Source organism: Hyphomonas sp. (genome assembly GCF_041398385.1).
GTDB lineage: Bacteria > Pseudomonadota > Alphaproteobacteria > Caulobacterales > Hyphomonadaceae > Hyphomonas.
The window spans coordinates 98369-125128 of sequence record NZ_JAWKUW010000005.1 but is presented as its reverse complement, the minus strand read 5'-3'; the positions used below and the strand labels follow the sequence as shown (position 1 = coordinate 125128).

Below are 26760 nucleotides of genomic sequence, written 5' to 3'. Positions count from 1 at the left end.
ACAGCATGGATGAGAGCGACGATGTTGTCGAACTCGGCCTGCTTGCCGCGCTTCGTCTCGCTGAAGAGACGCCCTGGGCCGACCTGACGCTGTCCGAAATTGCAGGCCAGGCGGGTCTCGCCCTCGGCGATTTCCACGGCATTACACGCGACGACCTCACCAATGCCTTCGACACGTATTTCGATGGCGCCATGTCGGCTGAAACACCGCCGGGAGGCGATACGCCGCGCGAGCAATTGTTCGATGTCATCATGCTGCGCTACGAGGCCATCGAAGAGGTGCGGGCAGGGGCATTGTCGCTCATGCGCTACCGGGATCGCACACCGCGCTTGCTGGCCCGCCTGCCGCAGCACCGGGCGCAGAGCGCTTACTGGGCACTCGCATCGACCGGTCTCGACGATGACAGTGGCGCGCCAATCAGCCTGAAAGTGGCCGGCATTGCCTTCGCGATCGCCCAGACCGAACGCGCCTGGCGCAAGGACCAGCATGGCGATTTCGCCCTCACCATGGCCGCGCTCGACAAAGCCCTGCGCGCGGGCGAGGAGCGGATGATGCGCCTTCAGCGCTGGCTGCCCCACAAGACCAAGAGCGGGCCGCAAGAGCCCGATGAAGCGGAGGAAACCGATGAGCCGTCCGGGCCTGGACACGAACCCCCTTGAACTGACGCCGGACTGGTTCAACCAGCTGTTTGAGACGATCGGCGTGGATGCCGAAGTGCAGGCGCTGACCGCGAAGGCGATCGGCACCGGTCAGATCGGCGAGAATGTCCGTTTCGTCTTCGATTACGCGCGAAAGGGCGAAGGCGCCCCGGCGACACTGGTCGGAAAGTTCCCGTCTGGCAGCGATGCGAGCCTGATGACGGCCAAACTGCTCGGCCATTATGAGCGGGAGGTGATGGTCTATCGCACCTTCCCGAAAGTGGCGGGCCGGATCACGCCCGCCGCACTCTATGCCGACTATGACCCGGACACGAACCGGTTTGCCCTCATCATGGAAGACATGGCGCCAGCCGAACAGGGCGACCAGCTCGCCGGTTGCAGCGTGGCGGACGCCGAGCGGGCGATGGACGCCGCTGCGATCCTGCATGCCGCCTACTGGATGGACGAGGCACTCGACACATATTCGTGGCTGCAGAACACGAAACTGGCGCCGCCACCCGCAATCGGCCCCGAAGCAGTGGTCACACTATGGGCCGGGTTCAAGGACCGCTATGGGGCACACCTCACGCCGGACGTGGTCGAGGTCGGCGACGCCTATGCTGACGCGCTGCCGCGATTTCCTGAAGAACGGCCCGGCCCGTTCGCGCTGATCCACAATGACTACCGGCTCGATAATATGCTGTTCGGCAAGCCGGGGGCGCCGAAGTCTCTGGCAGTTGTAGACTGGCAGACTGCCGGGAAGGGGGCGCCAGCCAACGACGTTGCCTATTTCATCGGCGCGGGCCTGACGCGGGAAGACAGGCCGAAACATGAGCAGGCGCTCCTGCGCTACTATCATGCACGCCTCGAAGCAGAGGGCGTGCGAGGCTACAGCTTCGACCAACTCTATGAGGATTATTGCCTCAACTGTTTCTACGGCATGTCGGTCGCGTTCGGCGCGGCGATGCTGGTCAAGCAGACCGAGCGAGGCGACCAGATGTTCCTCACAATGCTCAGGCGTCATGCGGCGCAGGCGCGGGACAATGATGCCCTCAGACTCCTGCCCTGATGCCGTAGATTCCTCTCATTCCTGTAACAATGTCTACAGAGTCTCACCCACTGTGCCGCGGCGGAACAGGTTTCCAAACATCCTCCTAATACGGGGTGGGAAACTCTCGTTTCGCGTTACGCGTGGGCTTAAGGCGCATCGCTTAGAGTGCATCTTCCGGGGCCTCCAGAAGGGGGAGCCACCAATGTTGAGGAAGGTGTGGACATGGAACCGCAGAATGCAAAGCCCACGAGCGTCAAAGGGCCGGATGGCAAGTCGCTCACCATATCGGATCTCCCGTCGCCGAACATTTCGCGCTGGGTGACCCGCCGCAAGGCAGAAGTCGTTGCCGCCGTTTCCGGGGGACTGCTCTCCCGCAAGGCCGCTTGCGACCGCTACAATCTGACCGATGAGGAATACGAAGGCTGGGAGCGCCTGTATGCGCGCCACGGCTCGAAAGGCCTCCGGACGACCCGCCTGCAACAGTACCGCCGCTAGGCGCCTGTTAAAGCGAAATTTACGGCCTCGCCGTTAACTCGGGCTCAAGCATCCGGAGCTGTCCGGATCGCAGGAGTCCAGAATGGCTTACGGCACTTCCAGCATGCAGCGCGGCGCGACGCCTTCCACACGGGCGGTCGCGTTCGCGGCGTTTGTGCTGGTGCTGGGCCTGATCGGCTGGCGCAGCATGGATGTGCTCACGCGGGCGCCTTCCTCTCCCGGGCCGCTGTCGCAGGCCGAAGCTTCGCTGCTCTCTGTTGCTGAAGCCATTACAGGGAAGGGGCATGTGCGCGTCTCGGTCGCGCAGCGCTCCGGCCAGCCACGTCAGGTGCTGGTCCTGGTGGATGAGGCGGTGGAAACGGACCCTGCAATACTGGTCCAGATTGTGACCGCAGCAGCGGCTATAGATGACTCAAAAGGCGAAATCGTCTCGCTGAAACAGCTTCCGTTTGCCGCTGGCATGACCGGGCAGCCGACCCTTGCCGACTGGACCGAACTTTCCCTGCTGGGGCTGCTGGCCTGTCTCATCGGTTGGCTGGGCTTCCGGCCGTCCCCCGCCATGGCCCCCGCCGTCGAGATCGTGCGCGAGGCATTGCCGTCCGCCCGGATGGCGCCTTCGGCCCCTGCGCCGCGTCCGGCTGCCGCCCCGGTCCGGTCCGGCGAAGCGGCTGACCTTGCGCGCCGTGACCCGGCGCGTGCCGCCGAGATCGTGCGCGGCTGGATGGGCAAGCCGGGAGATGCCGCATGAGTGCGCTCGCTGTCGCCCGAGACATGGTTCCGGCCCGGCCCGATGACGGCCTCGCGCGCTCGGCCCGCCTGATGCGGGCGCTCGGTCCCGATGCCGCGCCGATCTGGTCCGAACTTTCCAAATCCGAAGTGCAGGCCCTGACGGCCGCCATGGATGCGCTTGGCGATGGCGCCGAGGGGGAAGGCGACGCGGTCGACCGGTTCATGGACGCTCACCAGCGTCTCGGCATGCCTGCAGCGCGTTCGTCGGGCGCTTCGGTCTGGTCACGCCTCTCCGAAGTCGGTCCGGAGATGCTGGTGCAGATCCTTGGTGCGGAGCATCCGCAGACGATTGCGCTGGTCCTGTCGCGCCTGACAGGGGAGGCGGCCGCGCGCCTCTTGCGCGCGCTGGAACCGCCGGTTGCCATCAATGCGATGCATCGCCTCCTGAACCTCGGGCCGGTCCATCCGGTTGCGCTGGCGGCACTCGAGACCCGCCTCGATGCGCTGGTCGGCGCCAAGGCGGAAGCCGGACAGCGCGGCGGCCATGAGCGTGTCGCCCGGATCTTCGACCAGATGGACGCCCGCTCCGGCAAGACCTTCCTTGCGGCGCTTGAAAATGCAGAACCCGGCGCTGGCGAAAAGGTCCGCGCGCTGATGTTCACCTTCGATGACCTCAGCAGCCTCGATGCTGCTGGCCTGCAGACGCTGCTCTCCGCCGTTGACCGCGCTGCGCTGGTCATCGCCCTCAAGGGGGCACGCGACGATACGGCCAATGCCTTCTTTAACAACATGACGCGCCGCGCCGGCGACCTGCTGCGCGAAGAGATCGCGACGCTCGGCCCCGTGCGCCGCAGCGAGGTCGAAGCCGCCCGGCAGGAACTGGTCGCGCTCGCCCGCACGCTCGTCCATCGCGGAGACATCCGTTCCGGCGACCAGACCGATGAGGACGAATTGGTCGACTGATGCAGCGCGCCGTAAAGACCTTGCAGCACTTTGAATTCCGAAGCGATTTCACCATCGTGGAGCCGCCCGAGCCGGTCGTCGAGCCGGCGCCTGAAAACATTGCGCTGACCTCGTCCGACCTCGCGCTGCTGCTGTCTGAAGCGCGAACCGAGGGCTATGCCGCAGCGCAGGCGCAGTTTGCCGCCGCGCAGGATGCAAGGCTGGAGGAGGCCACGGGCCGACTGTCCGAAGCGCTGGCGAGCCTTGTGGAGCTGGCCGGCCATCTTGAAGCGAGTGCCCTTGAGCAGGGCTTCAGCGACAAGGCCCTGCGCCTGATCACGGCAACCGCGCAGCGGATTGCAGACGGACAGGGAGACCTGTTTGCAGAACGGGCGGAATTCAGCCAGTACTCCCCCCAATCACCCGCCACCCGGCCGGAGGACAAGACATGACACAGCCAGCCAATCCCGCCCTGAAGAAGTCGCTGATGGATGTGCCGGTGCGCGTGGACGTCGTGTTGGGCGAAATGCGCATCCCGATGGACGAACTGGCGCAGATGACGGCCGGCGACATCGTTGCCCTCGAACGGCGCACGGACGAACCGGTCGAAATCTATGTCTCTGACCGCCTGATGGCCCGTGGCAAGCTGGTCGTGGCGGACGGCCAGTTGGGCGTCACCCTGTCTGAAATCGTAGATTCCCGCGAAGCAGCCTGACCGGACCCGCCATGCAGGCCTTACCCGAGTATCGCCTGAGCGCTCGCGCGGGCTACGGTTATATTCCCGGTCTCGATGGGGTTCGCTGCCTTGCCGTGGCGATCGTGATGATTGCGCATGCGGGCTTTGAACGGATTGTGCCGGGCGGCCTCGGCGTCACGGTGTTCTTCTTCATCTCCGGCTTCCTGATCACGCGCCTCCTTCTGGCCGAAGCGTCCGAAAAGGGCCGCATCGGGCTTGGCAATTTCTATATCCGCCGGTTCCTGCGGCTGTTGCCGGCGCTGTATGTGATGTTGGCGGTCACGTCAGTTGCCCTGATCGTGCTGGGCACCCCGCCACTGTTGCGGGAAGTGGCGACGGCGCTGACCTACACGGCGAACTACCTGTTCGTGGCGCTCGAATTCCAGGATGCGGCGGCTGCGGCAGGGCAGGGCCTGCCGGGGGTGCGCGTAGCGCCCTGGTCGCATCTCTGGTCATTGGCGGTGGAGGAGCATTTTTACCTCCTGTTCCCGCTGCTGCTGATGCTGAACCTGCAGAACCTGAAACGGATGGCATGGATCTGCCTCGGACTGTGTGCGGCGGCGCTGGCCTGGCGGCTGACCACGCTGCATGTGCTGCACTGGCCGTCGAACTATAATTATGTGGCGACCGACACACGGATCGACAGCCTTGTCTGGGGCTGTCTCCTGTCGCTCCTGTTGCATATCGCGCCGGATGGGGCATGGCGGCGCTGGCTGACCGGGCTCATTCCGTTCATTTTGGCCGGAGGGCTGGTGGTGTTCAGCCTTGTCTATCGGGACGATATGTTTCGCGAGTCCTTCCGCTATACAATTCAAGGCATTGCGCTGTTTATCGGAGTGCTCAACCTGTATTTCTGGCGGCCGCTGGACTTCGCCCTGAAGCTTCTGGAGGTGCCGCTTGTGTCCTGGCTCGGCCGGGTCAGCTATGGGCTCTACCTCTGGCACATGCCGGTCTATGACCTGACGCAGCAAATAACCGGGCTGGAGCCGGGCGGAGCAGTGTTCCTGCTGGTTGCGGTTGGCGTAACGCTTCTGGTCACCAGCCTGTCGTTCTACCTGGTCGAACGGCCTGTCGTGGCCCTGCGAAAGAGATTCGGCGCCCACATCCCGCTGCGAATCGGGGTGCAGGAATCTGCGAATCCCTAACCGAACTTCGTGATTCGTTAACCATTGGCCCCCCATTTTCAGCGGGAACCTTAAGCCGTGCCCGCTGAATTGCCGCTCCTGCGGGCCGGAGTGATTAACGAGAGGACGCCGCTTCATGCGCATGAAGATGTTCGCCGCTGAGACGTTCGAAGCAGCGAAGGCCATGATTTTCGCCGAGATGGGGGCCGATGCGGTCATCCTGTCGGAGCGGGAGACTGAAGCGGGCGTCGAAGTCCGCGCAGCCGTCGACAGGATGGGTGGCGTGAGCTTTGGCACTAGCGCGAACGAGCCGCTGTTCCTGCGCGATGCGCGCGGAAGTGCGGGTCATGGCCGCGGGGTCGAGAACCCGCTGTTCAGCCGTGTGCGGGATGCGCTGCTGTGGCACGGGGCGCCTCAGCGCTTTGCCGAGCGTGTCGCTGCCGAAGGCGCCGGCCGAAATCATGGCAGCCTGAGCGATCCGGAAGAGGCGATCGCCGAGGGCGTGACCCGCCTTGCCACCTGCGATCCGCTGCCGGCACGGCTTGAAAACGATGTGATCCTCGTTGGCCCGCCGGGCCATGGCCGCACTGCGACCGCTGCAAAGCTGACGCGCCGGGCGGCTGTCGCCCGCATGGAAGTGATGCCGGTGGCCGCAGACCTCGACGGGACGGCGGGCGGCGACCAGCTTGCTGCCTATCTCGAACTGGAGCGCGGCCAGATCCGCGTCTGCCAGACCGCAGACGCCCTGTTCGACACGCTGAAAACGCTTAAGGACGAGGGCCGCCGGTTCGTGATCGACCTGCCGGCGATCAATCCGTTCGATGATGACGACCTTGCCAGCCTGCAGGATCTCATCTCCGTCATCCGCGCCGAGCCGGTGCTCGTGATGTCCGCCGAAGGCCATCCAGAAGACCAGCTGGAGGCGGCGAAATCCTTTGCCCGCGCCGGCGTCAAGCGCGCGGTGCTCACCAAACTCGATGTCGTCCGAAGGCGAGGGGGCGCGATTTCCGCGCTGTCGTCCGCGGGGATTGCCTTCTCGCACCTGGCCGTGACGCCGTTCATCGGCGGGGGCCTCGTCCCGGCCGCACCGTCGCGCCTGGCCGCCCTGCTGATGGAAGATACCCCCGGCGATGTCATCGCCCTGAGAGGAGCCGCGTAATGAGCTTCATGATGCGAAAATCGCAGGAGCGCCCGGCTGCCCGGATGACGCACCGGCGCGTTGAACCCGCTTCGATCATCGCCGTTGCCTCGGGCAAGGGCGGTGTCGGCAAGACCTTTATGGCGATCACGCTGGCCTCCGCCTTCGCCCAGGCCGGCAAGCGCACGCTGCTGGTCGATGGCGACCTTGGCCTCGCAAACGTCGACGTCCAGCTCGGCATTGCGCCGGAAACCGACCTTGCGGCGGTGGTGGCCGGTTGGGTGGAACTGGATGACGCGGTGACACCGATCGATGGCGGCGCGGCCGATGGCGGCTTTGACGTGCTGCCGGGCCGGTCGGGCTCCGGTGCACTCGCGGAACTCCCGCCGGAAGAAGTCGCGCGCCTCGCGGCCGGGCTTTCGGCGCTGGCGTTGCAATACGACCAGGTGGTCGTGGACCTCGGCGCCGGTATCGAAGCGAACTGCATGCGCCTCGCGCGCGCGGCCGACAAGGCGCTCATGGTAATCACCGACGAGCCAACCTCGATGACCGACGCTTATGCCTTCATCAAGGTGCTGCGCGGCTATGCGCCGAATGTCGATCCGGTCATCTGCATCAACCAGGCTGAGAGCCGTGCGGCGGGACAGCGCACCTACGAAGCGATTGCGCGTGCCTGCCAGACCTTCCTCGGATTCCGGCCGCACCTTGCCGGCGTGGTGATCCGCGACCCGAAGGTGCGCGATGCAATCCGTTGTCAGAAAACGCTGATTTCAACAGACCCGCAGGCCCAGCCGATCCAGGATGCGATCGCAATAAGCCAGGTGCTGATTGGCAATTCGCCGGCGGCAGAGCTCGGAAACTAGATAATTAATCTGTGTGAAGATTGTGGGGACTTCGACGGGAATCAATGCCGACTGTTAACCTTGGTTAAAGAAACAGTAGCTAGGATTCTCAACGTTAATAAAAACGACTAGCTTGTCGTTAGGCTGATTCGGGAGACGGCATATGCGCGTCCTGCTCATTGAAGACGATAGCGCTGTTGCGCGTTCTATTGAGCTGATGCTGAAGTCCGCGGGCTTCAACATCTATACGACCGACCTCGGGGAGGAAGGCGTCGATCTGGGCAAGGTGTACGAGTATGACATGATCATTCTCGACCTGTCGCTGCCGGATATTTCCGGGTACGAAGTGCTCAAGCAACTGCGCATGGGCCGTGTGAACACGCCTGTGATGATCCTCTCCGGCAATCCGGACATCGAGGCGAAGGTCAAGACGCTGGGCTACGGCGCCGACGACTATCTCACCAAGCCGTTCAACAAGGACGAGCTGATCGCCCGCATCACCGCCATCGTGCGCCGCTCCAAGGGCCATGCCGAGAGCGTGATCCGCACCGGCGAGATCGTGGTGAACCTCGACGCCAAGACCGTGGAAGTGGAAGGCGAACGCGTCCATCTCACCGGCAAGGAATACCAGATGTTCGAGCTGCTTTCCCTGCGCAAGGGCACGACGCTCACCAAGGAAATGTTCCTGAACCACCTTTATGGCGGCATGGACGAGCCGGAACTGAAGATCATCGACGTCTTCATCTGTAAGCTCCGCAAGAAGCTTCAGCAGGCCACCGGCGGCAATCATTACATCGAGACGGTCTGGGGCCGTGGCTATGTGCTGCGCGATCCGCGTCCGGGCGCCCGCACGGGCGATGTGGAAGCCGCCGCCTAAGGCGCAATTCACAGGATAATTCAGGACGCCCCGGCCCAGTGCCGGGGCGTTTTCGTTTTGCGCCAGGATTCCGGCAGGCACGGGCTTGCAAGCCGGGCCGAATGGCCGACATTGGGGCCATGTCCCAACGTTCTGCCGGCCCTGAAATCCTGCGCCTGATCGAGCTGATGTCCCGCCTGCCGGGCTTCGGACCGCGCTCGGCGCGACGGGCGGCGCTGTTCCTGCTTAAACGGCGCGACACGCTACTGCTGCCACTGGCCGAGGCGATGTCGGATGCCGGGCACCGGATCGAGAAGTGCGAAGTGTGCGGGAATTTCGACACACTGCAGCCCTGCGCCGTGTGCCAGGCAACCGGGCGCGACGAGGGGCTCATCTGCGTCGTGGAAGATGTGCCGGATCTCTGGGCGCTCGAGCGGGGCGGGGCCTATCGCGGGCGCTACCACGTGCTGGGCGGGGTCATGTCCGCCGTCGATGGCGTGACGCCGGAAGACCTCAACATCCCCTCACTTTTGACGCGCGTGGAAGCCGGTGGCATCCGCGAAGTGATCCTTGCGCTGAATGCGACCTTTGAGGGCCAGAACACCGCGCACTATGTCGCCGACCAGTTGGCCGGGAAGGGTGTGCAGATCACATATCTGGCCCATGGCGTGCCGGTCGGCGGCGAACTCGACCATCTCGACGATGGCACGCTCGCCGCCGCGCTGCGCGCCCGGCGTACCAGCGAATAGGCGCTATTCGGCCGCCACGTCGACGCGGAAGATTCCATCCGTGTCCTTGGTGGCGATGTAGAGGTGGCCGTCCGGCCCCTGAACGACGTCGCGGATCGGATACTCGCCTTCGAACAGGTTTTCCCGCTCCGTCACCTTGCCGTCTTCGAGATGGATGCGGACCAGCTCCATGCCGGCCGGGCCGTTCATGCCGCCGGTGAAGAAGTCGCCTTTCCAGCCGGGATAGACGTCGCTGGTGAGGCGCGTCAGGCCTGACGGCGCGATCGACGGCACCCAGTAGGTGAGCGGTTGTTCCATGCCTTCCATCGCCGTCTTGTCGGTGATCACCGTGCCGTCATAGTTGATGCCATAGGTGATTTTCGGCCAGCCATAATTGGCACCTGCCTTTGCGATGTTGAATTCGTCGCCGCCCTTCGGGCCATGTTCGGTCTCATACAGCGTGCCGCTTTCCTTGTCGTAGTAGAGGCCCTGAATGTTGCGGTGGCCATAGGACCAGATTTCAGGCTTTCCGTTAGTACCATCTGCAAACGGATTGTCGGACGGGATGGAGCCATCGGTATTGATGCGGATGATCTTTCCGTGCGTGATGCGCAGGTTCTGCGCTTCTTCCTTGTAGGCGAAGCCTTCGCCGAGCGAGATGAACAGCGTTCCGTCATTCGCAAACTGCAACCGGCCGCCAAAATGGGCCGTCGTGCCGCGGGAGTCGGCGCGGAAGATTTGCGTCACATCCTCAAGCGCGGAATGGTCATCGCTGAGGCGGGCCCTGATCACGGCAGTGCCATTGTCTGTCTTGGTGCCCTGCGCATAGGCGACATAGACAAGGCGGTTGGTTTCGAAGCCGGGGTCGAGCGCGATGCCGAAATAGCCGGCCTGGCCGTCTGTGATGGCCGGCGGCATACCGGCAACGGAGCTTGCTACGCCCTCTCCGCCGGCGGTGTATTTCAGGCCACCTTCCTTTTCCGTGAACAAGAGGTCGCCATTCGGCAGGAAGGCGAGCCCCCAGGGGAATTCTGCGTCGATGACATGGGCCAGCGTCACCTTGAGGTCGCTGGTGACTGAGGGCGGTTGCGGCGGGGCGGTGGATTCGGCCGTGCAGGCGGCAAGGGCGAGGATGGAAACGAGACCGGTCAGAAACAGGCGCATGGGCAGCTCCCGGGTTTTTGGGGAATGGAACTTGGCGCGAGACCATAGGCCAGTGCGTAGCCGCTTCCAAACGAAAACAGGCGCAATAAAAAGGGCGGTCCGTTTCCGGACCGCCCCTGATTGTTACGGCTTTCGCCTTTGGCTGTTACCAGGACTTCTTGACCGTGATGCCGTAGAGCGCCGGCTCGGTCAGGAAGATGTTGGTGAAAATGCCCTGGCTGTCGTCGCCGACATAGCTGCCGGTGATGACTTCTTCGTCAGTCAGGTTTTTCGCGAAGGCTTCCACGCCCCAGCCACTCTCAGCGTTGTTGAGAATGATCGACAGGTTGATGTTCGACCAGCTGTCGAGCTTGTCGTGGGCGGAGTTGAAGATCCGGCTGTAGCTGTCGGACTGGTAGTAGTAGTCCGTACGAACCGTCAGATCCCAGTTGGAGTCGCCGATCGACGGGAACGTGTATTCCGCCGCAAGGTTCAGGGTCATATCAGGTGCCCCTGGCAGCTTGTTTCCATCGACATCCTTCGAAATGCCGTCGAACGGCGTCAGTGCACCGACCGTCACGGTATTCCCGTTGCCGTCGACATAGGTGACGTCGGACAGGCCGAGGTAACCTTCAAGGAAGGCGATATCGGTCGCGGAATCGCCGCTACCACCGGTCGTACCGTTCGCGGCGTCATAGACGCCTGCAGCAAGTGCGCCGTTACAGATGCCGCGCGTTGAGCCATTGGTGAGCGCACCTCCGGCGATGGCGCCAAGTACCGTGGCATAGCCCTGAGCCGACACGACACAGTTCGTGTATCTCGACGCATTCTTCAGCACCACGAAGTTCGGGTCGCCATTTGCCCGATCCAGCACGTCGACACTGGCGGTATCGAGCAGTTTGGTATCGAGCAGACCAAGGTTCGCCGTCAGCAGCCAGTTGTCTGCAGGGGTCCAGAGGTACTCCAGTTCGAGACCGGTAAGTTCGGCGTTCACGTTGAAGTTCGCTGCCGTCCGGTTCACGATCTGCGAGATCTGGTAGCCTTCATAGTCGTAGAAGAACGCAGTTGCGTTCAGCGACTGGGTGTTGTGGGCGAAGGTGTTCTTCGTACCGAGTTCGTAGGCGTTGATGAATTCCGGCTCGAAGGTCTGCGGGAACACGTTGGCCCCGGCAGGTTGTGGCGGGTTGATGCCGCCGCCCTTATAGCCCTTGGAATAGAAGCCGTAGATCAGCGTGTCATCCGTGAAGCTGAAATCCGGAGTCCAGTCGAGACCGATCCGGCCCGTCGTTTCGTTGAAGTCAGCTTTCAGCTGGCCGGTGGGGGTCAGCGGATCGCCATTCTGAACGGCCGGATAGGCGAACGTCGGGGTGAACAGCCATGTCGGGACAACATCCTGCTCTTTCTTGTCGTTGGTGTTCCGCAGACCCAGCGTGAATTTCAGGTCGTCGGTAACATCATAGTAGAGTTCACCAAAGATGGCCGTGGACTTGAGCCGGTAGGGGGAGAGTGACCGGTAATAGTTTCCGCCATCACCGCCGACCGTGCCGTCAAACAATGTCGCTGTCCCATCCGGCGTGGCCACGGGGACCGTGCCGCAGAAGATGCCGGGAAGCTGGCCGGCCCCAAGGTCGGGGCAGGTCGAACCGGGCGCCACGATATTGAGTGCGACCAGGGCATTGTTGAACTGGGTCAGGCCAGTCAGGGCGTTCGAGAAGACATAGTAGCCCGCATTCGGATCCTGCGGGTCGATCGACTCGCCATCGACGTAGATGGCGCCCAGGTTGAAGTTCAGGGGACCGTCAAAGTCCGACTGGAGACGAAGTTCCTGTGTGAACGTGTCGGACTTGCCGCCGGAGAGGTCAAAGCCGACCAGGCTGTTCAGGACGCCAAGTTCCGGGTCCGCGACGAAGCCGCCAGGGAACAGGGAATTGTAGAGGTCCGCAGTCGGATTCAGGCCCGGAGGGATGGCCGAAAGGTCGTTGAAGGGAACATCCGCGACCAGTCGTGCCGTATCCTGGATCGAGTGCTGGCTGGTCTCGTTCTGGCTGCTCAGCGATGTCAGCTTCAGGCTGTCGGTAATATCGTATTCGAGCTTGAGCGTATAGAGATCCTGCTCGGCCTGGTAGATCGGCGTACCCGCCGACTGGATGTTGCGCAGGTTGGGATCGAGCGCCGAGGTGTAAACGTCGCCGTTGAGCAGGCCGGCAGCAATGCCCAGTCCGCCGAAGAGCGTGGCAACGGAGTTCACCTTCTCATAGCTGTCGCCGAGCGGTGCGTCCTGACAGCCGAGTGACGTCACGAACAGGTCGAGGCCGGTGATCGGAATATTGGAGAAGCTCGTCTTGAGCGGGTCTTTCTTACAGAGCTGCTTGCCAGAGCGCTGGCGGTCGTCGTCTTCCTCGAAGTGATCCCAGGAAATCCAGCCGCGGAAATTCTCGGTGGGTTCAAAACCAAGGGTCGTACGAATCGACCACAGGTCGCGTCCATCGATGTCGCTGTTGTTGACCGTATTGGTCGTATAGCCATCCCGCTTAGTCATGGCGCCGGCAACCCGCAGGGCGAGCTTGTCGCCGAGGGGCAGGTTGATCATGCCCTTGCCCTTGAACGTGTTGTAGTTGCCGTAGGTCAGTTCGGCATCGGCCTGGAATTCACCCAGGGCAGGCTTGCGGGTGATGACGTTCACGACGCCGCCGGTGGCGTTCCGGCCGTAAAGGGTTCCCTGCGGGCCACGCAGCACTTCGATCCGTTCGATGTCGAAGTATTCCTGTTCGAACAGGAAATTCGCGCTGAGCGGCACGTCGTTCTGGTGAATGCCGACGCCGGCGTCGGAGGACTGGGCAACCGCGTCGTTGCCGATGCCGCGGACCTTGAAGTTGCCGCCGGTGAACTGGCCCTTCGTGAATGAAACGTTTGGCACCGCTTTCACGAGGTCCGGACCGCCGGTCAGCTGGAGGCGGTTGAGTGCATCTTCATCGAAGGCCGAAACGGCGATCGGAACATCCTGGATGGACTGTTCGGTTTTCTGGGTGGTCACCGTCACGGTGGCCAGGGTGCGGGTGCTGTCGTCAGTGTCTTCCTGGGCGACGGCTGCCGGTGCGATCAGGCTCACTGCCAGCGCAGAAGCGCCAGCCAGCCAGACGGACCTCGAGTCTCTGAAATTTCGCATTTTTGATTTCCTCCCCTCGGGCCGGCGGGATTACCGGTCGAGAAATTCGAGCCGGCATTCTTCGCACCAGCTTCAAATTCATTGTCGAGGAGGAGGTCTTGTAATGTCAATATTTGCAGAGGGTCGGAAAGGCCCGGTGGACGCAACGTCAACGCAAAAAAAATGGGCGGCGTCCCATTGGAACGCCGCCCGGTTGAAATAATTTTCCGGAAATCGCCTAGAAGCGGGTCCGGAGTGTCACGCCATAAGTGGCGGGTTCCTGGATGAACACGCCGCGGGCAGGACCGCGCAGCGAGATCGAGAAGGTGACGTTCTTGGTCTGCTCGTCTGTGACATTGTTGCCCCAGATTTCGATTGCCCAACGCTCGTCCGGAGCGGAGATACCGGCCCGCAGGTTCACCTTGGTGTTGCTGTCCTGGATGTCCCCGAACAGCGGAGCCCCTGTTTCGGTCACCGACTGCGTCGAGGTGCGGCGCTCCGATTCCGTGCGCACATTGCCGGTCATAAACCAGCCCATGCCGCCGTCGAAGGTGCTCTCGAGCGTTGCGCCGAGAATACCGACCCATTCCGGTGCATTGGTCAGGGAGGATCCGCACAGGCGGCTATCCGGGTTCACCGGGTTGTATCCGCCCGGCACACAATCGTCCGGATAATGAGCATCGGTATAGGTCAGGGCGGCGTTCATGCTGAAAATGTCCGTGAACGCGTTCTGTGCCTCGATCTCGAAGCCGGAGCTCTGTGCCTTGCCGACGTTGAAGGTCTGGAACTGGACGCCCGTGAATTCGAGCACCTGGAAGTCTTCCAGATCCTGCAGGAAGACCGCGATGTCGTAACGGCCGCGGCCATCATTGAAGAGACCTTTGAGGCCGGCTTCCCAGGCATCGACTTTTTCAGATTTGAACGCCGGGCTGGCGCCACCTGCGGCCGCCGTCGGGTCGAGGTTGAAGCCGCCCGATTTGAAGCCGTGGGTGAACCCGCCATAGAGGTTCATATTGTCGTTGATCTTGTAGCCGAGCTTGACCGTGTAGACGAGTTCGTCGTCCTCGAACTTCTCGTCGAAGGTCCGCGGCAGAGGCAGGAACGCCGCTGCCGGCAGGTCCGCTTCCGTGATGAACGGGAAGCAGGTGATGGCAAGCGCCGTCGGGCCGAGCGGTGCAAGCGTTGCCGGATAGGCGTTGCCCACGATGGCGTTGGCGATGTTTTCGCAGGCCTGCGAGTTTGCCGCCGGCTGGACGAAGGCGCCATCCTTGCTCTCTTCCACATAACGCAGGCCAACCGTCAGGTCGAGCTGGTCGGTGACGGCGAGGACGTTGTGGGTGAAGATCGAGATCGACTCCGAATCCTGCGTGAACACGTTGGTGGCGTAGTTTCCGGCCGGATCCACGCCGCCGGCCATGACGAACGGCACGTTGCCGCCGAAGCCGCCGCCGCTGATCGGTGTACCAACGACCACAGGTCCAACTGCCGGAGAGGCAGCCAGGAGAGCGGAGACGTACCGGCCGTAATCCGCGCCGAGCGTCATCGTGGACTTCTCCTCGATTTCCTCCTCGGAATAGTAGACACCTACCAGCCAGTCGAGCCGGTCATTGAAGGCCAGGCCCTGCAGACGCAGCTCATGTGTCATGGACTGAATGTCGTCATAGGAGGGTTCGACCCCGGGAGGGGCCAGCGGAGCGGACGCGTCGCCGACAGAGAAGACGTCCAGTCCGACAAAGTCCGAATGCTGGATCGACTGTGCCTTGAAGCCGCGTGTCGCGCCGATATAGGTCAGGTTGGCCGGGCCAAGATCCCATTCGAGGGTTGCGGAAATGCCGCTCTGCTCGAATGGGTTGGCGAACTGCTCGCCATTCGACACGCGACGATCGAGTGTGTTGGCGCCCGTTTCGGGAGCGCCACCGTCCGCCGGCAGGCCAACGACAGTATAGATGCCTGCATCGCCGAGCGGGTCGGTAATGATCGGGGCGTCGCAGCAATGCTCGTTGGCTTCCGAGGCATCGGCGATGATGCGCAGGGTCGCGTTCGGGGTCATCTGCCAGAGCGCCTGGCCGCGGATCATCCAGCGGTCGCGGTCGTTGCTGACTGCGCCGGTGCTGCTTTCCACGAGACCGTCACGCTCGCGATAGGCTCCCGAAACGCGGACGGCGAACTTGTCCTTGGCAACCGGAATATTGAACCCGGTCTGCACGTTGAAGAGGCCGAGATTGCCTGCCGTGACGTTCGCGTAGAATTCCTCTTCCTGCAGGTTGGGTGACTTGGTCGTGATGTTGAGAGCGCCGGCAGACGTGTTGCGGCCAAACAGCGTGCCCTGCGGGCCGCGCAGGACTTCGATCTGCTGGAGGTCGACCAGGTCGCCAAGAGCGACGCCGGGGCGCGACAGGTAGACGCCATCGAGGAAGACGGCGACGGCGCTTTCAAGGCCGATATTGTTGCCGGTCGTTCCCACGCCGCGGATCCGGAGGCTGGTGCCCTGGGATTCGGTCTGGGTGGAGTTCATGTTGAAGCTGGCCGACAGGCTGTCGAGGGTGCGGATGTCCGCGACGCCCTGACGTTCGATTTCCTGCGGGCTGAGAGCCGTCACGGCGAGCGGAACATCAATGATGCTCTCTTCACGCCGGGTGGCCGTGACTTTCACCGTGTCGAGACGGCGGGCGTTATCCTGATCGTCGGTCGCTTCCTGGGCGATCGCGGGGCCTGCAATAAGTCCGATCGCCAGCGCCGAGACGCCTGCCGACAAGATACACTTCGACTGTCTGTTGAGTTTCATGCGTTTCCTCTCCTCATCCGCCTCGTTTGGGCGGTGCTTTTTTTGCCGGAGTCTCTCTTTTGGAGACTTCCAGTCTTTATGAGGTCTTGAGTGAAGGTCTGTGTCAATCCACCACGCCACGATGCTGCAAAAGTCTCCGCCGGGGTGTCTTTTCTGCAACTGATTCAATCCAGTCTTGGCCCAGCCCGTTCCGGCTGATACAGCCGCCGGATGACGCAACGACACCCTCCGAAGGCCGAAAATGCCATGGTCCTGTTCTCCGGCGGGCAGGACTCGGCGACCTGTCTCGCATGGGCCCTCGACCGGTTCGACCGGGTCGAGACAATCGGTTTCGATTATGGCCAGCGCCATGCCGTCGAACTCACCTGCCGGGCGAAGGTGAGAGCGGGCCTCGCCGCGCTGAACCCCGGCTGGGCAGAGCGGCTGGGAGACGACCATCTGGTCGATGCCGGCGTGCTGAAGGGGCTCGGCGAGACGGCGATGACCCATGAGGTCGCCATTGAGACCTCCGAGGCGGGGTTGCCATCGACCTTCGTGCCGGGGAGGAATCTGTTGTTCCTGACGCTGGCCGGGGCGCTGGCGGTGCGCCGGGGCATTTCCGTATTGGTGGGCGGGATGTGCGAGACGGACTATTCCGGTTATCCCGACTGCCGGAACGACACGATCGAGGCGCAGGCGGAAACGCTGCGGCTGGGCCTCGACAAGCCGATGCGGATCGAGACGCCGCTGATGTATGTCGACAAGGCCGGGACATGGGCGATGGCGGACGATCTCGGCGGCAAGCCGCTGGTCGACCTGATCGTGGAAGAGACCCACACCTGCTATCTGGGAGACCGGGCGCACCGGCATGACTGGGGCTATGGCTGCGGAACCTGTCCGGCCTGCGAGCTGCGCAAGGCGGGCTGGGAACGCTGGCGGGCAGCGCAATGACCTACACCGTCAAGGAAGCGTTTTATACGTTACAGGGAGAAGGGGCCCAGACCGGCCGGGCGGCGGTGTTCCTGCGCTTTGCCGGCTGCAACCTCTGGAGCGGCCTCGAACGCGACCGGGACGAGGCCGTCTGCCGCTTCTGCGACACCGACTTCATCGGCACCGACGGCGAGAATGGCGGCAAGTTCCGGACGCCGGAGACGCTGGCCGGGCTGGTCGCCTCGATCTGGTGCGCCAATGCCGAGCCGGGCGGGAAGCGTTATGTTGTCTGTACCGGCGGGGAACCGCTGCTGCAGCTCGACCCGCCTCTGATCGGGGCGCTGCATGAGCAGGGCTTTGAGGTCGCGGTCGAGACCAATGGAACCGTGGAGCCGCCGGAAGGCCTCGACTGGATCTGCGTCAGCCCGAAAGCGAATGCGGACCTGGTGCTGAAACGGGGCAATGAACTGAAGCTGGTCTACCCTCAGGACGAGCCGGAAGCGCAGCCGGAACGGTTCATTCAACTGGACTTCCAGCACTTTTTCCTGCAACCGAAAGACGACCCCCATGCGGCCCGCAATGTGCAGGCGGCAGCAGAATATTGTCTGAAGTACCCCCAATGGCGACTGAGCTTGCAAACACACAAACTGACCGGGCTTCCTTAAGCCCCGAGGGCCGCGTGTTCGAAATCTCGAAGGCGGTGTATTTCGAGGCGGCCCATTATATGGGCGGCAAGCCGGAGGGGCATCCTTACCGGCACATGCACGGGCATTCGTTCCAGCTGCAGGCCACGGTGGCGGGGATTGTGAAGCCGGGCGAGCAGTGGGTGGAGGATTTCGCCCATCTGACGGCCTGCCTCAATGCGACCGCCGCGAAGCTGGACCATCGCCTGCTGAACGAGATCGAAGGCCTGGAAGTGCCGACGCTGGAGCGGATCTGCCTCTGGGCCGCAGCCGACCTTGCGGCAAGCCTGCCGGGGCTGAAGCGCGTCGCTCTGGCGCGCCCCAGCCTTAACGAGCGGTGCGAACTGGTCCTCTAGGCTCAGCTGCCGCTGTCGGCCTTCAGCGTTTTCACGAGCTTGGTGGAAAACAGGCGCGACGCCCGGCGGGCATCCTGCCAGGTCGACAGGCCTGCATAGCGCAGATCGTTCTCGTACCAGTCATAGTCGAGATCGGCGGTCGGGGTTCCGGCCTCGTCATAGACCACGGCGGTGAGGTGCATGCCGCCAAGGCTGACCGAGTCGCCATAGGACAGGCCCGGCCGGTCGCCCAGCTGCTTGAAGGTCGGCTTGGAGGGCTTTGCATCGACGATGGTGACGTCGATCCGGGCCGGGTCGAGACCCGCGCGGGCGAGGGCCTGTTCGAGATCGTCCTGCACTTCGCGCTGAAGGAAGGCGCCTTCCTTGGCGCCAAGGTCGTCGTTCAGCGTGGTCTGCAACTCATCCGATATGCCGATATTGATTTCAGTCGCAAAAGCCGCCGGGGCTACAAGAAGGGCGAGGGCGGCGAGGGGAACAAGTCTCATGATGAAACCTCCATTCGTTTCCCATTCAACTTAACACGCACCCCCGTCGCAGCCGAAGTCACCTTGACGTGACCGGACCTTAAACTGTGTCCACAAACACGATTTCGGCTTCCTCGACGCCAGTCAGCGTCAGGGTTTCCGCGCCCTTGATGGCAGCGCCGTCGCGGGCGTTCAGCGTGTGGCCGTTGAGCTCGACCGAGCCGGCGGCGAGCACGAGATAGCCATGGCGGCCGGGCTTTACCTCATAGGTGAGCTGTTCGCCGGCCTTCAGCGTCGCGCCCATGACGCGGGCGTCCTGTTTGATCGGCAGGCTGCTGTCCGCCCCGTCGCCTGAGGCGAAGACCACCCATTTGCCGGACCGGTCGCCCTTCGGGAACTTCATCGCACCCCAGCCGGGCTGGCCCCCGGCGGTGCGAGGCAGGATCCAGATCTGGAACAGGGTGCAGGTCTCGTCGTCGGCATTCCATTCCGAATGCTGAACACCGGCCCCGGCGCTCATCACCTGCACGTCGCCGGCCTCGGTGCGGCCGGTATTGCCCATGGAATCCTTATGGGTAATGGCGCCCTTGCGGACATAGGTGATGATTTCCATGGACTGGTGGCCATGCGGCGGAAAGCCGGTGTGCGGCTGGATCGTGTCGTCGTTCCAGACGCGCAGCGCCCCTTCGCCCATGCGGTTCGGGTCGTGATAGCCGGAAAAGGAAAAGTGGTAATTGGCGTCGAGCCACTCATTGCGGAAGCGGCCAAGGCGGTCAAAGGGGCGCAGCTCGATCATCGGGCTCTCCTGAAGTTCGGGTTGGCCGCGAAGATGGGGCGCGGGGCAGGCGCGTCAATGCCTCGCATTTGCAGGGCTGCGTCACGATAAAGTGAGCGCCAGCACGTGCGGCCGGAGCGGCGGGGCCGTCCGGTCAGTTCAGAAAATTTCCTTCCTTATCCTCCCCCGCGTGCGGGGGAGGTGCCGAACGAAGTGAGGCGGAGGGGGAAATCCGGACTTGCGGCACGCGCCCCCTCCGACCGCTTCGCGGCCACCTCCCCCGCGCGCGGGGGAGGATTAGAGGGCGGGGCGCGCGCGTTCCGGAAGGCTCCGGTGAATCCTACGGTGAGGCTCCGGGAAGGCTCCGGAGGGGCGCGGGGTGCAAAGCCCCTCTCCCTCGGGAGAGGGGTTGGGGTGAGGGGACGCGGCGTTTCAGCACGTTCTGCACTTGCCGCAATGCCGTGACCCCTCATCCCCAACCCCTTCTCCCCAAGGAGAAGGGGCTGAATTGCCAGCCGCTCCCAGCGCGGAACCGCCGGCGCGTCATACACATACAAATCCTCCGCAGGCGGCGGATCGCAGAGCATGGTGATGCGGATATTGCCGAAACAGTCGACGGCGAGGAGCGCGTTGAGGCCCGTGCGCTCATGCCATCTGGCAAAGCGGACAAGGTTCCAGATCAGCCAGGGCCAGAACAGCGGCCAGACATGATCGAAATAGGGTTTGAGGCCTGGGTGCATCGTGCGGGCAGTGTGCGCCGGGCGCATGGCCTGCCGGATTGAGTTTCCGTCCCCTCACCTTCAGGGCAGGGGAGAGGGGCGACGAAGTTGCGGCAGGGCGGGCCGGCCGCGATGCGCTGCAGGCTCAGCAGTGGCGTGTCTTTCCCCGCGTGCCCCGAATTTGCCGCCGCGCCCCCTCACCCCCGGCCCCCCTCCCACGGGGGAGGGGGGGAGAACGCACCCGTCTTTCCCCGGGGCGTCACCCCCGGCCGCGCAGCGGTCTGGGGCCCCATTGCTGAACGCGGCCGCGCGTGCGTCAGGATGCGTGACGCCCACGGAGGATGACGCGCTTGGGAATTTTTCCGGAGATGGATGCCCAGACGGCTTACCGCCGCCGGGCAGGACGAGAAGGGGAGTGAATCGCCATCCGCAGATACCTGCGAAGGCAGGTATCCATCTCCGGAAGGCACCTCATGTGCCAGAGGAAATGTCAGGAGATGGCCTCCTGCCTTTGCTGGGGTCTTCGGGGAAGGGACCGCTAAGGGATCAGGCGCCTGTCGTAGCCCGGCCGCGCTCTTGCATAGACACATTGGGACCGTTAGGTGCGGTCTTTGAACGCACGCACGACCATTTTGCCGAGGTTTTCGGACACATATTCTCTGAAGGTTTCGGGGAAAATTGTCGCCATGGAATATTCGTGTGATCTCGAAATGTCGATTTCTTGCGGGACGTGTTCCACTTCCCAGCGAGCATAAGGAAAAAGGTGATTGGCCATTTTTTGAATAACAAAAGCGTCCAAGACATCGTCTTTAAGCTGATGGTAGCTTGGTGCCATTGCATCATCGGTTTTCGCTACCATTTCGCGGAATTGCGAATGTAACCTTGATCTCTGTATTTGCACTTGTCGTAATATCGCCTGAAGCATCTTTGCATCTTGTTTGTTCGCAAATGCAATCAGTTCGGTGATTGTTGAAAGTGCAGTGGGAGGCAATGCAGGAAGCGATCCATCCAACTTAGCCGTAGGGTCCTGCTTGTACTTGATTGCATTTGATAAAAGCTGAAGGCATTCCTGCGTGTAATCGTGCAACTCGCTCAAAGCTAAAGGAAGGCTGGCGCGCAGAGCGCGATAGCGGCGGTCAATCAGTTCCCTATGTTGCTGCCACAACAACAATGCTGCCACGAATGCAGCAATGAAAGCGAGTAGCCCCGCCACAAGAGTTTGATAGTTGTATATCCAACCGTTTGGAGCTGTGTTTGGGTTACCAACAAAATAGATTTGAACCTTATCTAGCCATTCCATAGCAGCCTAAACATCCACCTCCGCATCCAGCGCATTCTCTTCGATGAACTCCCGGCGTGGCTCCACCACGTCGCCCATGAGTTTGGTGAAGAGGTCGTCGGCTTCGTCGGCATGTTCGACCTTGACCTGGAGCAGGGTGCGGGCGTTGGAATCGAGCGTGGTTTCCCAGAGCTGGTCAGCGTTCATTTCGCCGAGGCCCTTGTAGCGCTGGATCTTGATGCCCTTGCGGCCGCTTTCCAGCACGGCGGAGAGCAGCGAGCTTGGTCCGTGCACGGTGATCTCGCCGCCCTTCTCGTGGCGGAGGATGGAGGGCGCATCGTACAGCTCCCGCAGGCCCGCAGCGCGCTCGGCGAGGCGCTGGGCGTCCTGGCTGGCGATCAGGGCGGGTGGCAGGGTCATCGTCTCGTCGACGCTGCGCACCGAACGCTGCAGCACCAGCGCGCCTTCGACGAAGCGGCCAGCCCATGTGTCCTCGCCTTCCTCGGCGAAGCGGTTCAGGCGCTCGGCCGTCTTCGCGGCTTCGGCTTCGCCCGCGCCTTCGGCCAGCGCGCCGGCGATCGCGGCCTGTTCGATCAGGTCGCCCGAAGCGCGCAGGGCAAGGCGGCGCAGGTTCGCCTGGAAGTTCGAGGCCTGGCGCACGCGGTCACGCAGGTCTTCGCCGGTGATCGTGGTGCCGTCGCCGAGGATCCAGGCCTCGCCGTCGGTGCCTTCGCTGATGAGGTAGGTTTCGAGCTCGCCGTCATCCTTCACATAGCGTTCCGAGCGCCCGCGCGTCACCTTGTAGAGCGGCGGCTGGGCGATGTAGAGATAGCCGCGCTCGATAAGCTCCGGCATCTGACGATAGAAGAAGGTGAGCAGGAGGGTGCGGATGTGCGCGCCGTCGACGTCAGCATCGGTCATGATGATGATCTTGTGGTAGCGCAGCTTGTTGATGTCGAACTCGTCGCGGCCGATGCCGGCGCCGAGCGCCATGATCAGCGTGCCGACCTGGTCGGACGAGAGCATCTTGTCGAAGCGCGCACGCTCGACGTTCAGGATCTTGCCGCGCAGCGGCAGGATGGCCTGGTTGTCGCGCGAGCGGCCCTGCTTGGCGGACCCGCCGGCCGAGTCGCCCTCGACGATGAAGAGTTCGGATTTCGCCGGGTCTTTCTCCTGGCAGTCGGCCAGTTTTCCGGGAAGGCTGGTGATGTCGAGCGCGGACTTGCGGCGCGTCAGCTCGCGGGCCTTGCGGGCGGCTTCGCGCGCGGCGGCGGCCTCGACGATCTTGCCCATGATTTCCTGGGCTTCCTTGGGGTGTTCCTCGAACCATTCGGCGAGCTTCTCGCCCATCAGGCTCTCGACCACCGGACGCACCTCCGAGGAGACGAGCTTGTCTTTCGTCTGGGAACTGAATTTCGGGTCGGGCACTTTCACGCTGAGCACGCAGGTCAGGCCCTCACGCGCATCGTCGCCTGAGATTTCGACCTTCGACTTCTTCGCGATGCCGGTTTCGTTGGCGTATTTGTTGATGATCCGCGTCAGCGCGCCGCGGAAGCCGGCCAGGTGGGTGCCGCCGTCGCGCTGGGGGATGTTGTTGGTGAAGCAGAGCACGTTCTCGTGGTAGCTGTCGGTCCATTCGAGGGCCGCTTCCACGGTGATGCCGTCCTTCTCGCTGATCGCGTAGATCGGCTCGGGGATCAGCTTGTTCTTGGTCTTGTCGAGGTGCTGGACAAAGGCCTTCACGCCGCCTTCGTACATCAGGTCGATCTCGTAGGGCTCGGCCTCGCGTTCGTCACGGAAGATGATGTGCACGCCGGAGTTCAGGAAGGCCAGCTCGCGCAGGCGGTGTTCCAGCGTCTTGCGGTCGTAATCGGTCTTCGTGAATGTGGCCGGGGAGGCGAGGAAGCGCACGGCCGTGCCGGAATAGGGCTTGCCATTGTCGCGCTTCGGGCTTTCGCCGCGCGTTTCCAGCGGCGCCTCGACCACGCCGCCATTGATGAAGCGCACGAAATGCTCGTGGCCTTCGCGGTGGATGGTCAGCTCCAGCCAGTCGGAAAGCGCGTTGACGACGGACACGCCGACGCCGTGCAGGCCGCCGGAGACCTTGTAGGAGTTCTGGTCGAACTTTCCGCCCGCATGCAGCTGGGTCATGATCACTTCGGCGGCGGAGACGCCCTCGGTCGGGTGCATGCCGACCGGGATGCCGCGCCCATTGTCGGTGATCTCGGCCGAGCCGTCCGGGTACAGAGTGACGGTCACGCGGTCGGCATGGCCGGCAAGGGCCTCGTCGATGGCATTGTCCACCACTTCGTAGATCATGTGGTGCAGGCCCGAGCCGTCATCGGTGTCGCCGATATACATGCCGGGACGCTTGCGCACGGCCTCCAGGCCCTTCAGGACCTTGATGGAGCCAGCACCATATTCCTGCCCGTTATCCAGCGCGTCATCGGCCATGCTCGGCCTCCCGTTCGATTCTTTTGAGATTCGCAGTAAATATAAGGGATCGGCCCCGCCGAGGGAACAGCGGCAGGGCTTATTTTGCAGCTATATATCTGCTGCAAAAACAAGGAATTACAGGCTTATTCCCAGGTATTTCAGAAACCCGGGCCGGGGATCAGCCGCGCGGGGCTTTTTTCCACGCTTTTTTGGGGCCGCTGGCGGGCTTTTTGGGCGCGCCGGAAGCGGGTTTCGACCGCTTGGCGGCGGCCTTCATGGGAGGCTTCCAGCCGCCTTCCGGGGGCGCCTTGCCGGGCTTTCCGGAGGGTTTCCTGCCGCCTTTCGGGCCGGGCTTGAAATCGCCCTTGTGGGGCTTTTTCCGGTCGTCCTGGATATAGTCCGTCTGCGGCGAGGACTCGCGTGCGGCGGGCGGGGCATCGTTCGGAAAGGATTTCTTCTTGTAGGGCTTCTTTCCGGAGAAGTCGCGCGGCGCGTCCGGGTCGTATTTCTTGCGCAGGTGCGGGGCGGGGCGGTCGCTGCGGTCACCGGCTTCTTCGCGCGGGGCGCGGTCTTCGCGGCGGGCGCGGGGCTTGTCTCCCTTAGCATGGCGAGGTTCACGCGGCGGGCGGTCGTCTTCGGCATCGCGGCGCCACGGCTGGGGCGCGCCGTCCAGCGGTTCCGCGCGCAGGCCCTTTTCGAGCGTGCCGCCATTGCCGAGGGCGTCGAAGAAGCGCGTGGCCGCGTCGCGGGTCAGCTCCACATGCGTGTCGCCGGGATTGATGCGGATGGCGCCGATGTCGTCACGTGAGAGACCGCCGGCCTTGCACAGGACGGGCAGGATCCAGCGCGCTTCGGCATTCTTCTTGCGGCCGACATTGAGGCGCACCCAGACGGCATCGTCGAAGCCCTTGCGCTCGGCCTTGCCGCGCTTTTCGCGGGGCTCACGCGGGCCATCCTCATGGCCGCGCTCGCGGCGCGCTTTCGGCGGGGTCATGTCGACCTCGCGCAGGTCTTCCGGGGCGGAACGGCCGGCCCGGGCCTTGGCGACGAAGGCCCGGGCGACAGCGTCTGCGCCGTGGCGTTCGATAAGCGCGGCAGCGAGGGCGGCGTCGGCTTCGGCAAGGTCTGCCGAGAAGGCGGGATCGGCCAGAAGGCGGGCATCGTCGGCGGCGTTGATCTCTTCGGCCGATGGCGGGCGGCCCCAGCTTGCCTCGATCTTTGCGTCGGAGAGGAGGCGCTCGGCGCGGCGGCGGGCCTTCGGATTGACGATCAGTACGCTGACGCCCTTGCGGCCGGCCCGGCCCGTTCGGCCCGAGCGGTGCAACAGGGTCGCCGGATCGCGCGGCAGGTCCGCATGAATGACGAGGCCAAGGTTTTCCAGGTCGAGCCCGCGAGCCGCGACGTCGGTGGCGATACAGACGCGGGCGCGCCCGTCGCGCAGGGCCTGCAGCGCGTTGGAACGCTCTTTCTGGCTGAGCTCGCCGGAGAGGGCGACGACATGGAAGCCGCGATTGCCCATGCGGCTCATCAGCTTGTTCACCGCGGCGCGCGTCGTGCAGAAGACGAGAGCGCCTTCACTGTCGGAGGCGCGCACGATGTTGACGATGGCGTTTTCCTCGTCGCCCGGCGCGACCATCAGGCCGCGATACTCGATGTCGCCATGCTGGCGCTGTTCGCCTTCGGTGGTGACGCGCACGGCGTCCCGCTGGTAGCGGGCGGCGAGGGCGGCGATGCCTTTCGGCACGGTGGCCGAGAACATCAGGGTGCGGCGGGTTTCCGGCGTGCCTTCGAGGATGTGCTCGAGTTCCTCACGGAAGCCCATGTCCAGCATCTCGTCGGCCTCATCGAGCACGACGACGCGGACGCCGGACGTGTCGAGGGACTCGCGGCGGATATGGTCAGAGAGGCGGCCCGGCGTGCCGACGACAATCTGGGCGCCGCGGGCGAGGGCCTTGCGCTCGTCGCGCATGTCCATACCACCGACACAGGTGGCGATGCGGGCGCCAGCCGGGCCGTACAGCCAGGTCAGCTCTCGCGCGACCTGAACGGCCAGCTCGCGCGTCGGGGCGACGATGACGGCCAGCGGCAGGTCTGCCGGGGGCAGGCGCTCTTCGCCGGCGAACAGTTCGGCGGCCATGGCGAGGCCGAAGGCGACCGTCTTGCCGGAGCCGGTCTGGGCCGAAACGAGCAGATCCTGTCCGGCCAGTTCCGGCGCGAGGACGGCGGACTGGACCTGGGTCAGGGTTTCATAGCCACGACGGGCGAGGGCATCGGCAAGGGCCGGCGGAAGGGATTGGGGGGCGGTCATGGGCGCGCTTTCGGCAGGGTAAACAGGGATCGTCTTCGAGGCTCGATCGACCTGTCAGAGGGGTTTTGCGGCCCTATGGCACGTTTTCGGGCGCTGCGCCACACGCATCGCGCAGGCAGGAAAGGCTGGCAGGCCAGCGCGGAATGGTGTTTGACGGGCGCCAGACCGATTCCGCCGGAGACCCCCATCCATGCTGAGCGCCTTCTTTACCATCTTCACAACCGTATTCCTTGCAGAACTGGGCGACAAGACGCAGCTCGCGACGGTGCTGTTCTCGGCGGAGAACAAGACGCCGCGCCTGTTGGTCTTCGTGGCGGCCGCGGCGGCGCTGGTGGCGTCGACGGCGCTGGCGGTGGGGCTCGGCACGCTGGCGGAGCGGTATCTGACCATGGTGCCGTTCAAGCTGATCGCGGGCATCGGCTTCGTGCTGATCGGCCTGTGGACGATCTGGGAACACTACAAGCCGGTGCTCGGCTGAG

At 63.5% G+C, this 26760-nt stretch carries 24 protein-coding genes; 16 read left to right on the top strand and 8 right to left on the bottom strand.

Going from position 1 to position 26760, the window contains the following annotated elements; genetic code table 11:
* Nucleotides 1-5: 5 nt before the first annotated feature.
* The 12 genes from R3C13_RS11430 (at nt 6) to recR (ending at nt 9300) form a co-directional block, all read left to right on the top strand.
* Entirely contained in the window at nt 6-659 is a 654-nt protein-coding gene (locus R3C13_RS11430; RefSeq protein WP_371310953.1) for a hypothetical protein, read from the top strand.
* Nucleotides 625-1707, top strand: coding sequence for a phosphotransferase (locus tag R3C13_RS11425; protein WP_371310952.1), 1083 nt, complete (start codon nt 625-627; stop codon nt 1705-1707). Before R3C13_RS11430 ends, R3C13_RS11425 begins: the two co-directional genes overlap by 35 nt.
* A gap of 204 nt (nt 1708-1911) precedes the next feature.
* Entirely contained in the window at nt 1912-2184 is a 273-nt protein-coding gene (locus tag R3C13_RS11420; RefSeq protein WP_371310951.1) for a DUF1153 domain-containing protein, read from the top strand.
* Between the two features lie 82 nt (nt 2185-2266).
* Entirely contained in the window at nt 2267-2932 is a 666-nt protein-coding gene (locus R3C13_RS11415; protein WP_371310950.1) for a hypothetical protein, read from the top strand.
* Nucleotides 2929-3876, top strand: coding sequence for a flagellar motor switch protein FliG (locus R3C13_RS11410; protein ID WP_371310949.1), 948 nt, complete (start codon nt 2929-2931; stop codon nt 3874-3876). Before R3C13_RS11415 ends, R3C13_RS11410 begins: the two co-directional genes overlap by 4 nt.
* Nucleotides 3876-4307 (top strand): hypothetical protein, encoded by a 432-nt coding sequence (locus R3C13_RS11405; protein WP_371310948.1) that lies wholly within the window; start codon nt 3876-3878, stop codon nt 4305-4307. Before R3C13_RS11410 ends, R3C13_RS11405 begins: the two co-directional genes overlap by 1 nt.
* A complete protein-coding gene (gene fliN, locus R3C13_RS11400; protein WP_371310947.1) occupies nt 4304-4570 on the top strand; it encodes a flagellar motor switch protein FliN in 267 nt (88 codons plus the stop codon). Before R3C13_RS11405 ends, fliN begins: the two co-directional genes overlap by 4 nt.
* 11 nt (nt 4571-4581) lie before the next feature.
* Nucleotides 4582-5736 carry an acyltransferase family protein gene (locus tag R3C13_RS11395; protein WP_371310946.1) on the top strand — a complete coding sequence of 385 codons (1155 nt, stop codon included), beginning with the start codon at nt 4582-4584 and terminating at the stop codon, nt 5734-5736.
* Between the two features lie 115 nt (nt 5737-5851).
* Complete coding sequence (locus tag R3C13_RS11390) at nt 5852-6874, top strand: flagellar biosynthesis protein FlhF-like protein (protein WP_371310945.1); 1023 nt, start codon at nt 5852-5854, stop codon at nt 6872-6874.
* Complete coding sequence (locus R3C13_RS11385) at nt 6874-7716, top strand: AAA family ATPase (RefSeq protein WP_371310944.1); 843 nt, start codon at nt 6874-6876, stop codon at nt 7714-7716. The genes R3C13_RS11390 and R3C13_RS11385 overlap by 1 nt, the downstream gene beginning before the upstream one ends.
* 142 nt (nt 7717-7858) lie before the next feature.
* A complete protein-coding gene (ctrA, locus tag R3C13_RS11380; RefSeq protein ID WP_371310943.1) occupies nt 7859-8572 on the top strand; it encodes a response regulator transcription factor CtrA in 714 nt (237 codons plus the stop codon).
* A 119-nt stretch (nt 8573-8691) separates the two neighbouring features.
* Entirely contained in the window at nt 8692-9300 is a 609-nt protein-coding gene (gene recR, locus R3C13_RS11375; protein ID WP_371311038.1) for a recombination mediator RecR, read from the top strand.
* A gap of 3 nt (nt 9301-9303) precedes the next feature.
* On the opposite strand, the gene R3C13_RS11370 is transcribed toward recR, so the two are convergent.
* The 3 genes from R3C13_RS11370 to R3C13_RS11360 form a co-directional block, all read right to left on the bottom strand.
* Nucleotides 9304-10443 (bottom strand): PQQ-dependent sugar dehydrogenase, encoded by a 1140-nt coding sequence (locus R3C13_RS11370; protein WP_371310942.1) that lies wholly within the window; start codon nt 10441-10443, stop codon nt 9304-9306.
* Between the two features lie 145 nt (nt 10444-10588).
* Complete coding sequence (locus R3C13_RS11365) at nt 10589-13588, bottom strand: TonB-dependent receptor domain-containing protein (RefSeq protein ID WP_371310941.1); 3000 nt, start codon at nt 13586-13588, stop codon at nt 10589-10591.
* A gap of 217 nt (nt 13589-13805) precedes the next feature.
* Nucleotides 13806-16352, bottom strand: coding sequence for a TonB-dependent receptor (locus tag R3C13_RS11360; RefSeq protein WP_371310940.1), 2547 nt, complete (start codon nt 16350-16352; stop codon nt 13806-13808).
* A gap of 210 nt (nt 16353-16562) precedes the next feature.
* Here R3C13_RS11360 and queC point away from each other — a divergent pair, with 210 nt between their 5' ends.
* From queC to R3C13_RS11345, 3 genes are read left to right on the top strand one after another with little or no spacing between them, the layout of a single operon-like run.
* Nucleotides 16563-17282, top strand: a complete 720-nt coding sequence (gene queC, locus R3C13_RS11355; protein ID WP_371310939.1) for a 7-cyano-7-deazaguanine synthase QueC — start codon at nt 16563-16565, stop codon at nt 17280-17282.
* Nucleotides 17279-17926 (top strand): 7-carboxy-7-deazaguanine synthase, encoded by a 648-nt coding sequence (gene queE / locus R3C13_RS11350; protein ID WP_371310938.1) that lies wholly within the window; start codon nt 17279-17281, stop codon nt 17924-17926. The genes queC and queE overlap by 4 nt, the downstream gene beginning before the upstream one ends.
* Nucleotides 17881-18300 carry a 6-carboxytetrahydropterin synthase gene (locus R3C13_RS11345; protein ID WP_371310937.1) on the top strand — a complete coding sequence of 140 codons (420 nt, stop codon included), beginning with the start codon at nt 17881-17883 and terminating at the stop codon, nt 18298-18300. The genes queE and R3C13_RS11345 overlap by 46 nt, the downstream gene beginning before the upstream one ends.
* Nucleotides 18301-18302: 2 nt before the next feature.
* Here R3C13_RS11345 and R3C13_RS11340 read toward each other — a convergent pair whose 3' ends face one another.
* From R3C13_RS11340 to R3C13_RS11320, 5 genes are all read right to left on the bottom strand, one after another.
* Nucleotides 18303-18785, bottom strand: a complete 483-nt coding sequence (locus tag R3C13_RS11340) for a hypothetical protein (RefSeq protein ID WP_371310936.1) — start codon at nt 18783-18785, stop codon at nt 18303-18305.
* Nucleotides 18786-18864: 79 nt separating this feature from the next.
* Nucleotides 18865-19560: a pirin family protein gene (locus R3C13_RS11335; RefSeq protein WP_371310935.1), complete on the bottom strand. Its 696-nt coding sequence runs from the start codon at nt 19558-19560 to the stop codon at nt 18865-18867.
* A gap of 1296 nt (nt 19561-20856) precedes the next feature.
* Entirely contained in the window at nt 20857-21558 is a 702-nt protein-coding gene (locus R3C13_RS11330; protein WP_371310934.1) for a hypothetical protein, read from the bottom strand.
* A gap of 6 nt (nt 21559-21564) precedes the next feature.
* A complete protein-coding gene (gyrB, locus tag R3C13_RS11325) occupies nt 21565-23991 on the bottom strand; it encodes a DNA topoisomerase (ATP-hydrolyzing) subunit B (RefSeq protein ID WP_371310933.1) in 2427 nt (808 codons plus the stop codon).
* Between the two features lie 160 nt (nt 23992-24151).
* On the bottom strand, nt 24152-26281 hold the full coding sequence (locus R3C13_RS11320) for a DEAD/DEAH box helicase (RefSeq protein WP_371310932.1): 2130 nt from the start codon (nt 26279-26281) through the stop codon (nt 24152-24154).
* 190 nt (nt 26282-26471) lie between these two features.
* Between R3C13_RS11320 and R3C13_RS11315 the strand changes: the two genes are divergently transcribed.
* Nucleotides 26472-26759 (top strand): TMEM165/GDT1 family protein, encoded by a 288-nt coding sequence (locus tag R3C13_RS11315; protein ID WP_371310931.1) that lies wholly within the window; start codon nt 26472-26474, stop codon nt 26757-26759.
* The last annotated feature ends 1 nt before the right edge of the window (nt 26760 follow it).